3 protein-coding genes are annotated in these 2,975 nt (G+C 29.0%); 1 reads left to right on the top strand and 2 read right to left on the bottom strand.

The window, feature by feature from the left end:
* Positions 1-395 precede the first annotated feature (395 nt).
* Positions 396-581 (top strand): hypothetical protein, encoded by a 186-nt coding sequence (locus U9R42_07290; GenBank protein MEA3495824.1) that lies wholly within the window; start codon positions 396-398, stop codon positions 579-581.
* Positions 582-829: 248 nt separating this feature from the next.
* On the opposite strand, the gene U9R42_07285 is transcribed toward U9R42_07290, so the two are convergent.
* Together U9R42_07285 and miaA are read right to left on the bottom strand one after the other, a co-directional pair.
* Complete coding sequence (locus U9R42_07285; protein ID MEA3495823.1) at positions 830-1,579, bottom strand: NADPH-dependent oxidoreductase; 750 nt, start codon at positions 1,577-1,579, stop codon at positions 830-832.
* A 140-nt stretch (positions 1,580-1,719) separates the two neighbouring features.
* Positions 1,720-2,622 carry a tRNA (adenosine(37)-N6)-dimethylallyltransferase MiaA gene (miaA, locus tag U9R42_07280; protein ID MEA3495822.1) on the bottom strand — a complete coding sequence of 301 codons (903 nt, stop codon included), beginning with the start codon at positions 2,620-2,622 and terminating at the stop codon, positions 1,720-1,722.
* Between the last annotated feature and the right edge of the window lie 353 nt (positions 2,623-2,975).

Genomic DNA, 2,975 nt, shown 5'->3' with positions numbered 1-2,975 from the left:
AATTTTTTTTCATTTTTTATGACTGTAATTTAATTATTAGTGAATTTATTTAGCTTGCAAATGTAATGGATTTGTTTAAATAGTGCCTCTAAGAAAACTATCAAATTTTATGATTTCTAAGATTTTTTACCTGCCTTTGCCGTCAGGCAGGTGAGATTTTTATTTTTTGAGACGAGGCGATGCCTTAGCATCAGTGAGTTGAGAAAGATAAAAATATCGCAAAAAGATAGGAATCTAATTTTGCAGAGTTTTCTTAGAGACACTAAATACTCTTTCTTAATTTACATTCAATTTTCTTTAGCGAGGTTCTTTAATAAAATATTATTTTTGTTTGCAATAAAACATAGATGAAAAATAACAATGAAAATTAAAAATAATAAAGGAGAAAAAATATCATGAAAGAAAAAATTCAAGAAAATGTAGCTACATCAAATGTAGTTTATGGTTTGGGAGTAATCGGAGCAGCAGTTTATTTTATTTCACATGCAAGCAGTTTTTGGATAGGTGTACTAGGATTCCTAAAAGCCATTGTTTGGCCAGCTTTTATTGTCTATGAAGCCTTTAAACATTTAGGAATGTAATGTTGAGTCCACTCTAAAAAGTAATGAGTGCTGGTTTTTAAAATCATTTTAAGACTTTTTAGAGTGGACTCATAGTTATAAAAATATTCCTCAATTAGAGATCTTTATTCGTTATTCATGAACTGACAAATTACTTTGAGAAAAACATATTTATTCCAACACGCTTACTCTCCAAAGTTTTTCCCGTAACAAACCTACCAATTAGTAAGGAATCTTTAACTAAATTATCAATAATTCTAGCTAACTTTTTATTCGTTATTCATAAAACCTTGTTCTTCTATTACTTTGAGAAATTGCTTTGAGAAAAACATATTATCTTTTTTGACATATCGTTTTTCAGCAAATACTTGTGCTAGATTTTCCACTTCATTTTCTTTAACAATGTCAATATATTCCTGCATTGCTTCTTTTTCTTTATACAATTTCTCAATATCATCAGAAGAAAAATCATGGTAAGTATCCTCATGAACAATTGCTTCAAGAGGTAGTCTGTCAGTAAGTCCCGGCTTTTCATTGGGATATCCTACAACAACTGTTGTTATTGGTACAACTCCTTTAGGAAGCTTTAGGATATCAACAATCTTATCAGCCATATATGTTGTAGTACCAAGATAACAAATACCAAGACCATGCTCTTCTGCTGCTAAGCAAGCATTTTGAGCAGACAGTAAAGCATCAATAGCCGCAGTAAAAAAGGATAAATAATTATCATATCCGGGCTTTGTATTTCTTTGCTCGCACCATTTATTAAATCGGTTAAAATCGGCACAAAATGTAAGAACAATAGGTGCTTGCTTTACCATGTCTTGTTTAAAATGTACTTCCCAAAGTTTTTTCCTTATTTCTTCATCTTTAGAAACCACAATGCTGTAAACTTGCATATTTCCGGTTGTTGATGCTTTTGAAGCAGCCATCAGAATATCTTGAAGCTTGTTATCTTCAATTTTTTTATCTTTATATTGTCTTATCGACCTGTGATTTAAAATTGTATCTATCATTTTAATATTTTTTTATAAAATCGTTTTTTAACTAATTATTTAAGCATGTTTTTAAGCGTGTAAATATTAAACTTTGATTGTAAATTGCAAAATATTTTTAAGGAAAAAATATATAACCCAGCACTCTCCCTCTCCCATCTTTACGCAATCCTGAGTTTCAGATACTCTAATACTTTTGCTTTGTCCTCTAACTCAAACCATTTAATTTCCTTATCTCTTCTTAGCCAACTCATTTGCTTTTTTGCGTAATTCCTTGTGTGTTGTTTAAATTTATCAATTGCTTTATCATAAGAAATTTTATTATCAAAATAATCAAAAAATTCTTTGTATCCTATTGTATTTAATGATGTTAAGCTTTTATATTTATACAAAGATCTAACTTCATCAATTAAAGCTTTCTCAAGCATCTCATTACATCTTTTTTCTATTCTTTGATATAAAATATTTTTGGGATAAGTAATTCCTATTTTTATTGTTTCAAAATCTCTTTCTTTTCTTTCTTTTGATAGAAAATTTGAATAAGGTTTTCCCGAACAAATACTTACCTCAAGAGCACGCAAAACTCTTCTGAAATTTGATTTATCAACCATTTTATAGTAAGCATTGTCCATTTCTTCAAGTTGCTTTAGCAAAGGTTTTAAACCATATTTTTCGTAATCCGAAATAATCTTATCTCTAACTTTAAAATCAATATCAGGTATGGGGTTAAATCCTTCAAGAACTGCATCATTGTACAAACCTGAACCACCTACTAGAATTGGTAAAATATCTTTAGTCTGTAATTCTTTTATAACTTTTAGTGCTTCACTTTCAAAATCGGAGGCATTATAATCCTCATGAATTGATTTTGTTCCTACAAAATGATGTTTAACTTTTTTTAATTGATTGGTGCTTGGTCTTGCAGTACCAATCTTCATTTCCTTGTAAAATTGCCTTGAGTCAGTTGATAATATTTCAGCATTAAAATATCCTGCAAGAAAAATTGCCAATTCACTCTTTCCCGAAGCAGTAGGACCCTGAATACTTAGCAACTTTTTTTTCATCAATTTGTTATTTTATTGGCAATATTTAACAATTCTTTTTATTTACTTTTCTATTTCAAATGATTAAAGCATCTATTTATATTAGTACTTTTCTCTTTTTTGCCACGAATACGCGAATGAATGATTTATTTTTTGCCACGAATACACTAATGAAAATATAGGATGAAAAATTAAAAAAATCAATTCAAATAAAACATGGTCAATGGTCTCTCCTTTTCACTTTTCTCTTTTTTGCCACGAATACACTAATTAAAATATAGGATGAAAAATTAAAAAAGTCAATTCAAATAAAACATGGTCAATGGTCTCCCCCTTTTCTCTTTTTTCTTTTTTGCCACGAATACACTAATTAA

The organism is Bacteroidota bacterium (genome assembly GCA_034723125.1).
GTDB lineage: Bacteria > Bacteroidota > Bacteroidia > CAILMK01 > JAAYUY01 > JAYEOP01.
This window is presented reverse-complemented; position numbering and strand designations above follow the sequence as displayed.